7 protein-coding genes are annotated in these 7,581 nt (G+C 60.2%); all 7 read left to right on the top strand.

The window, feature by feature from the left end; all coding sequences use genetic code 11:
* Positions 1 to 75 precede the first annotated feature (75 nt).
* The 7 genes from AC2YJX_RS04825 to glnA all read left to right on the top strand — a co-directional run bounded on the left by AC2YJX_RS04825 (position 76) and on the right by glnA (position 7,393).
* Entirely contained in the window at positions 76 to 828 is a 753-nt protein-coding gene (locus tag AC2YJX_RS04825; protein ID WP_487255425.1) for a 16S rRNA pseudouridine(516) synthase, read from the top strand.
* A gap of 272 nt (positions 829 to 1,100) precedes the next feature.
* Positions 1,101 to 2,084 (top strand): YncE family protein, encoded by a 984-nt coding sequence (locus AC2YJX_RS04820; protein WP_121420589.1) that lies wholly within the window; start codon positions 1,101 to 1,103, stop codon positions 2,082 to 2,084.
* Between the two features lie 38 nt (positions 2,085 to 2,122).
* Positions 2,123 to 2,914, top strand: coding sequence for a polysaccharide deacetylase family protein (locus AC2YJX_RS04815; RefSeq protein WP_487255401.1), 792 nt, complete (start codon positions 2,123 to 2,125; stop codon positions 2,912 to 2,914).
* 83 nt (positions 2,915 to 2,997) lie between these two features.
* Positions 2,998 to 4,008 carry a sterol desaturase family protein gene (locus tag AC2YJX_RS04810; protein ID WP_487255400.1) on the top strand — a complete coding sequence of 337 codons (1,011 nt, stop codon included), beginning with the start codon at positions 2,998 to 3,000 and terminating at the stop codon, positions 4,006 to 4,008.
* Between the two features lie 38 nt (positions 4,009 to 4,046).
* Complete coding sequence (locus tag AC2YJX_RS04805; RefSeq protein WP_228897709.1) at positions 4,047 to 4,985, top strand: EI24 domain-containing protein; 939 nt, start codon at positions 4,047 to 4,049, stop codon at positions 4,983 to 4,985.
* The gene (locus AC2YJX_RS04800; RefSeq protein ID WP_436131273.1) at positions 4,982 to 5,803 is read left to right on the top strand and encodes a competence/damage-inducible protein A; all 822 of its coding nucleotides are present in this window, start codon (positions 4,982 to 4,984) and stop codon (positions 5,801 to 5,803) included. The genes AC2YJX_RS04805 and AC2YJX_RS04800 overlap by 4 nt, the downstream gene beginning before the upstream one ends.
* 174 nt (positions 5,804 to 5,977) lie before the next feature.
* Positions 5,978 to 7,393 carry a type I glutamate--ammonia ligase gene (gene glnA / locus AC2YJX_RS04795; RefSeq protein WP_121420585.1) on the top strand — a complete coding sequence of 472 codons (1,416 nt, stop codon included), beginning with the start codon at positions 5,978 to 5,980 and terminating at the stop codon, positions 7,391 to 7,393.
* Positions 7,394 to 7,581: the final 188 nt, after the last annotated feature.

Here is a 7,581-nt window from a genome sequence, read left to right as displayed (position 1 = left end):
AATCGCCCTTCTGCTCAATCGAGTAGAGGGGCGTTTTGCTTTGTGACTCAAGAATTCTTTTTCCTGCCCCTTTCTATGCAGCTCCAGGATATTTTGTATTCCCAAGGTTTTGGCACCCGCCGTGTCTGTGCGGGGCTGGTTCAGCAGGGCTGGGTTTCTATACGCGGGTCATCATCTGATGCTCAGGATTACGAGCCGTGCGTCGATGCGACTGCTGAGCTGGACCCAGAAGGCCTGCAGTTGCAGGTCCAAGGCATCAATTGGCCCTACCACGCTAAAGCCTATGTGCTGCTGCACAAGCCGGCGGGGACAGAGTGCTCTCAAAAACCCTCAACCTATCCCAGCATCTATACCTTGTTGCCAGCCCCTTTGCGGCAGCGGCCAACAAAAAGCGCGGTGCAAGGGGTGCAGGCCGTAGGACGACTGGACCAAGACACCACCGGGTTGCTGTTGTTGAGCGATGACGGGCAATTCATTCACCGCATGAGTTCGCCCAAGAAACATGTGCCCAAGGTTTATCAGGTCACTACCAAACATCCAGTCGATGAAAAACAGATATCGAGCTTGTTGGCGGGGGTGGTTCTGGACGATGACCCCAAGCCTGTAAAAGCGGCGGCTTGTGAGCAGACTGCGAGCCATCGGCTGTACCTCACCCTGACCGAAGGCAAGTACCATCAGGTCAAGCGCATGCTTGCTGCCGTCGGTAATCGTGTAGAGGGATTGCATCGGTCGCAGATCGGTGCTCTGGTGTTGCCCGCTGACCTGCCTCCTGGGGCATGGAAATGGCTCAGTCAGGAGGATCTGTCCTTGCTGGCTCAGTCGTCCTGAGGGGCTTGGACCACAGATGGTGAAGCGCTACTTGGTGTGCGATCTGACTAAGCGAAGCGACCGCTACATCTCTGGAAGGATTCGATGATGACGAGAGCGTGGCGGCGAGTGCGCTGACTTGACGAATCCCTGATGAGCCTCAGTGGTCGCCAGTCGAGTGAAGTGCCTTTTTACTCGTCGGAATTCGTTCCACATCAAGAATGTTACGTGTTCTCCCCCAAGGTATTGGTAAGTGCACAGCTACACTTCTTGGCTGTGTTGAAAGTGGTTCTGTGAAGATTTTCTCGATTGCACGCGCGTGCGCTGTCTTGGGTGGGCTGTGGATCTCAATAGGGGGGGCACTGGCTGCCGCGCCTCCACTGTTTGTGCTGAACTCCCTCGAAGCCAATGTCAGTGTTATTGACCCGGTGACCTGGACCGAGACGGCCCGCATTCCGACGGGCAAGGAGCCGCACCATCTGTATCTCACGCCGGATGAGAAGTCGATCATTGTGGCCAATGCGTTGGGGGATACGCTGACGTTCCTGGATCCGCGCACTGCGCAGATTCAACGCACGGTGCGGGGCATTGTGGACCCCTACCACCTGCGGTTCACACCCGACATGAAGTGGTTTATCACCGCTGCCAATCGTTTGAACCATGTGGATTTTTACCGTTGGGACGGGAAGGAGTTGACCCTCGTCCAGCGGGTGGCCACCTCCCGGACTCCCAGCCATTTGTGGATCGACAGTCGCAGCACCACGGTGTATTCCACCATGCAGGATAGCGATGAGCTGGTGGCCATCGATATCGCAACGCAGACGATCAAGTGGCGCACCAAGACGGGTGCTATGCCGGCGGACGTATATGGCAGCCCAGACGACAAGCGCCTTTTTGTGGGCCTGACCGGTAGCGACAGCGTGGAGGTATTTGACGTCTCGGGACGCGAGCCCGTGAGCATCAAGAAGATCAAAACGGGCAACGGTGCCCACGCCTTTCGCGCAGCCGGCGACGGGCGCCACCTGTATGTCAGCAACCGGGTGGCCAATTCCATCAGCAAGATCGACATGACCACCCAGCAGGTGGTCGAATCCTATCCGGTACCCGGTGGGCCGGACTGTATGGAAGTGTCGGCCGATGGCCGCTTCATCTATGTGAGTTCCCGCTGGGCTCGCAAGCTCTCTGTGGTGGATACCGAGGCCAAGAAGGTCGTGCGGCAGGTCACTGTGGGCAAGTCGCCCCATGGCGTATGGACGTTGCAACACGCGCCCCGCTGATTGGCGATGGTGTGCGAGCGTCGGCGCCTCGCAGGGGAGTGTCTCTGCGAGTTTGTTTTGCTATATATTTTGTAGCTTCTAGCGTTTTTGTATCCAGCGCTAGTGCCCAAAAAGACTGTAAAAAGCCTCTCTATCTGACCTTTGATACTGGCCATATGGCCGTGGCGCCTTTGGTCGCCGACGTTCTCGCACGCCAGCAGGTACGCGTGACGTTTTTCGCCGCCAACGAACGCACCCAGGAAGGGGATGGCAGCCTGGGCGACCACTGGGCTTCCTGGTGGCACGCACGGGCCGCAGAGGGACACGAATTTGCATCCCACACCTGGGACCACACCTATTGGCGCGCGGATCTGGGATCGGCGCAGGCCCCTTCGTTCCGTGTTCGACCATCGGCCGGGCCGCGCGCTGGGCAGGATTTTGTGCTGACGGCAGCCGGTTACTGTGAGGAGATCGCTCGGGCCGCAGATCGGTTGAAGCACGTGACCGGCAAAACACCCTTGCCCTTGTTTCGCGCCCCAGGTGGAAAGACTTCGCCGCAGTTGCTTGCCAGTGCCCGCGCATGTGGGTACACGCATGTGGGGTGGTCACCGGCGGGATTCCTGGGCGATGAGTTGCCCAGTGAAAAGGCCAGCAACACCACGTTGCTGAACAAGGCTTTGCGGGATGTGCGCAGTGGCGACATTCTGCTTGCGCACCTGGGGATCTGGTCACGCAAGGATCCCTGGGCGCCTGCCGTGCTGGAGCCGCTGATCGTCGGGCTGAAGGAGCGCGGATTCTGCTTTCGCACGCTGCGAGAACACCCTGACTACGCGCCGTTGGTGAGGCGCTGAATGCGGTGGAGGAGGCGAGGCAGATCGTGGAGGCCGTTCGGAGCAAGGGCGTGTGTGGTGAGAGATAGACGGAGCATGACGCAATGGGTTGGCTAGGCAATGGCTTTGATGCGGCTCAGCAATGGCTTTTCGAGAGCCTGTTGCAGCCAGTGATGTTTGCTATCGGTTTGGGCAACCAGCTCGAAAGTGGCTATGAGGCCTCTGGATGGCTTCTGGTGGGGCTGCTGCAGCTGGTGGTGATCGCGGCAGTGATTGGCCCATTGCAGCATTGGCGGCCGGTAGAGGCTGTGACCGACCGCGCGACGATCCGCACCGACATTCTCTACACGCTGATTCACCGGCTGGGGCTGTTTCGCCTGGGTCTCTTCCTCGCGGTGGATCCGTTGATGGATTCCATCTTTGGGGCATTGCGAGTGGCTGGCATCAGCACCTTCCAGCTTGATGGCCTCTGGCCTGGGTTCACCGACGTACCCTGGGTCAGCCTGCTGCTGTACCTGGTGGTGTTCGACTTCGTGGACTACTGGATTCACCGGGGGCAGCACCACTTTGAATGGTGGTGGCGCCTGCATTCCTTGCACCACGCGCAGCGCCAGATGACCATGTGGAGCGACAACCGCAACCATCTGCTGGACGACGTGCTGCGCGACACCATCTTGGTGGTGGTGGCGCAGCTCATCGGTGTGGCACCTGGACAGTTCATCGCTATCGTGGCCATCACGCAGCTCAGCGAGAGCTTTCAGCACGCCAATGTGCGCCTGTGGTTTGGGCGCTGGGGCGAGCGGCTGTGGATCAGTCCGCGGTTTCACCGGCTGCACCACAGCATCGGAATTGGCCATGAGACCGTCAAGCCATTGTCAGGGGAGGCTGCTGCGCAGGGCGCCAGATACCGCGTGGTGCTGGGCGGGCACAACTTCGGCGTATTGCTGCCCTGGTGGGACATGCTGATGCGCACGGCCAACTTTGAATTGCGTTTTGATCCCACGGGCGTGCGCGATCAGGTGGAGCCGGGGCCAGACGGGCGCTTGCGCGACTATGGCAAGGGCTTTTGGTCGCAGCAATGGCGGGGTGTTCTTAGGCTGCTGGGCAAGGCCTGAAAGACCCTCCACGCGGTCAAGAAGGTATGCTTGTCGGCATGGGACTTTTGCTTGATTCTTTCTGGCGTGCTGCGGCCTATTGCCTGCGGCCCCGCGTCATGGCCCTGTCCGTTTTGCCGTTGCTGCTGATGGTGGGGCTGGCGTTGGGGCTGGGCTATTTTTATTGGGACGGAGCCGTGCAGGGCATGCGCGCGCTGCTGGATGCCTCTCCGCTTCTGGCCAGCTTCTGGAATTGGCTGCAAGGGTGGGGGTTGGGTGATGTCACCTCCGTCGTGGCGCCCCTCATGGTGGTTTTGGCGGTGGCTCCGGCTTTGGTGGTGGTCTCGCTGCTGGTGGTCGCGGTCCTCATGACCCCCGCATTGGTGGCGTTGGTGGCGGATCGGCGTTTCCCTGTGCTGGAGCGCAAGAAGGGTGGCTCCTTCATCGCCAGCGTGGCCTGGTCGGTCAGCTCCACCGTGCTGGCATTGATCGCCTTGGTGGTGTCGGTGCCCCTGTGGCTGGTGCCACCCCTGGTGCTCATCCTGCCCCCCTTGATCTGGGGGTGGCTGACCTACCGCGTGATGGTGTTTGATGCGCTGGCTGACCATGCCAGCAAGGAAGAGCGGCAAGAGATTTTCCGCCGCCACCGCAGCAGCCTGCTGGGTATTGGCATTCTCACCGGCTACCTCGGGGCGGCGCCAAGCATCGTGTGGGCCTCAGGCGTGGTCTTTGCTGCGGCTTTTTTCATTCTGGTGCCGCTTGCGATCTGGATCTACACCCTGGTTTTTGCGTTCTCTTCCCTCTGGTTCACCCACTATTGCCTGGCAGCCCTGGAGCGCTTGCGCGCAGAGGGCACAGGGGTAACACCCGTTGAAGTGTCTACACCGAAGGCTGCAGACGCGGGGGAGCCCGCGCATTCCGCGCTGCCGCCTGCGGCGTCGCCCACTGCTGTTCTTTCTGCCCCCCCATCTCCTGCCAACGGAAGCCCTGCACCATGATCCCATCTTTCGGTCTGATCATCGTGGGTGATGAAATCCTGTCTGGCAAGCGTGCCGACAAGCACATGCCCAAGGTCATTGAACTGCTGTCAGCGCGAGGGCTTTCGCTGACCTACGCCGACTACGTGGGCGACAACCCGGACCGCATCACGGCCACGCTGCAGCGCGCTTTTGCGTCAGGTGACGTGGTGTTTTCCTGCGGTGGCATTGGCGCAACGCCAGACGACCACACCCGCCAATGCGCCGCGCGTGCCCTGGGCCGGGACCTGGTACTACACCCCGACGCTGAGGCTCTGATCCGCGAGCGCATGCAGGACGTGGCCCAGGAGCAGGGTGTGACGTATGAGCCGGACCGTCCCGACAACGTGCACCGGCTCAACATGGGGGTGTTTCCGGCAGGTGCCCACATCATTCCCAACCCTTACAACAAGATCCCCGGGTTCAGCTGCGAGGGCGGTCGTGGAGGGGCCGTGCATTTTGTTCCTGGATTCCCTGTCATGGCCTGGCCGATGATCGAGTGGGTGCTGGACCAGCACTACGCAGCGTTGTTCAACCGCACGCCACAGACCGAGCAGTCGGTGGTGGTCTATGGGGCCATGGAAGCGGCTTTGACGCCCCTCATGGAGCGCATCGAAAAAACGCACCCGAACGTTCGGGTGTTCAGTTTGCCCAGCGTGGATCATCCACAATACGGGCGGCATATTGAACTGGGTGTCAAAGGTCCTGCTCCCCTCGTTCCCGCTGCATGGCAGGACCTGAAACGGGGGTTGCACGAGTTTGGTGCAAATTGTGGCCCTGAATTGGTGCGCAGCTTGTGATGCCCTGTGTTGATAGCAGGTTTGCACTAAATTGGTGCGGTTCGGCGGGTGCTCCCTCGGCCTGCAGTCCTTAGTGCTCCTTCATAGTGCGGCGGCTGCACCCAGCTGGCACGCAAACTGCTTTTATTTCGGTAAATTCCTTTTTTCAACAAGCGCTTTATCCAGGAGAACCTGATGGCCAAGACCGTTGCAGACGTGATGAAGATGGTGAAGGAGAACGAAGTCAAGTTCGTTGACTTCCGTTTCACCGATACCCGTGGCAAGGAACAGCACGTGACAGTGCCTGTGTCCCACTTCGACGAAGACAAGTTCACGTCCGGCCATGCATTTGATGGCTCCTCGGTAGCCGGCTGGAAGGGCATTGAAGCCTCGGACATGCAACTCATGCCCGACCCCAGCACCGCCAACATCGACCCCTTCTTTGAAGAAACCACACTGTTCCTGCAGTGCGATGTGATCGAACCCGGTGACGGCAAGGCCTACGACCGCGATCCACGCTCCATCGCCAAGCGCGCTGAAGCCTACCTCAAGGCTTCCGGCCTGGGCGACACGGCGTTCTTCGGCCCAGAGCCAGAATTCTTCATCTTCGACGGCGTGCGTTGGTCCAACGAACCCGGCAAGGTCATGTTCGAGATCGAAGAGTACGAAGCCCCCTGGAACTCGGGCGCCAAGCTCGAAGGTGGCAACCGTGGTCACCGTCCCACCGTCAAGGGCGGCTACTTCCCAGTGCCTCCCGTCGACAGCACGCAAGACATGCGCGCTGAGATGTCCCTGATCCTCGAATCCCTGGGCATCCCGGTCGAAGTGTTCCACCACGAAGTGGCGGGCGCTGGCCAGAACGAAATCGGTACGCGTTTCAGCACGCTGGTCGAGCGCGCCGACTGGACGCAGGTCCTGAAGTACGTGGTCTGGAACGTGGCCAACGCCTACGGCAAGACCGCCACCTTCATGCCCAAGCCCTATGCTGGCGACAACGGCTCGGGCATGCACGTGCACCAGTCCATCTGGAAGGACGGCAAGAACCTGTTCGCTGGCGACGGCTATGCCGGCCTGAGCGACTTTGCGCTGTACTACATCGGCGGCATCATCAAGCACGCACGTGCCCTGAACGCCATCACCAACCCCGGCACCAATTCGTACAAGCGCCTGGTTCCTGGCTTTGAAGCCCCTGTGAAGCTGGCCTACTCGGCCCGCAACCGCTCGGCCTCGATCCGTATTCCTTACGTGGCTAACCCCAAGGGCCGCCGCATCGAAGCGCGTTTCCCCGATCCATCGGCCAACCCATACCTGTGCTTCTCGGCACTGATGATGGCGGGCCTGGACGGTGTGGAAAACAAGATCCATCCCGGCGAAGCCGCCACGAAGGATCTGTACCACCTGCCACCCGAGGAAGACAAGCTGGTGCCCACCGTGTGCCACAGCCTGGACCAAGCGCTCGAATATCTGGACAAGGACCGTGGTTTCCTTACCAAGGGTGGCGTCTTTACCGACTCCATGCTGGATGCCTACATCGAACTCAAGATGGGCGAAGTCACGCGTTTCCGCATGGCACCTCACCCTGTCGAGTACGACATGTACTACTCCCTGTAATCGCCTGCCTGCAGGCCATTACCCCCAAAAAGGCGGCCCCGGCCGCCTTTTTTTATTGCGCTCAAGGATCGGGTTTCGCTGAAACGGAACCACTGGCTGGGCCGTTGCATCCTTGTACAAAGCCCTGTGCGGGGCTGCTGGTGTTGGATTGGCGATGTGTGGCGATTGGGGGATACTCCCCGAACCCC

The organism is Acidovorax sp. SRI_002 (assembly GCF_057586455.1).
The sequence above is the reverse complement of the archived record's forward strand: the minus strand, read 5'-3'. Positions and strand labels throughout refer to the sequence as shown.

Coding starts and splice junctions, on each gene's coding strand:
- AC2YJX_RS04810 (WP_487255400.1), top strand. CDS start 2,998: ATGGGTTGGCTAGGCAATGGCTTTGATGCGGCTCAGCAATGGCTTTTC.
- AC2YJX_RS04805 (WP_228897709.1), top strand. CDS start 4,047: ATGGGACTTTTGCTTGATTCTTTCTGGCGTGCTGCGGCCTATTGCCTG.
- AC2YJX_RS04800 (WP_436131273.1), top strand. CDS start 4,982: ATGATCCCATCTTTCGGTCTGATCATCGTGGGTGATGAAATCCTGTCT.
- glnA (WP_121420585.1), top strand. CDS start 5,978: ATGGCCAAGACCGTTGCAGACGTGATGAAGATGGTGAAGGAGAACGAA.
- AC2YJX_RS04825 (WP_487255425.1), top strand. CDS start 76: ATGCAGCTCCAGGATATTTTGTATTCCCAAGGTTTTGGCACCCGCCGT.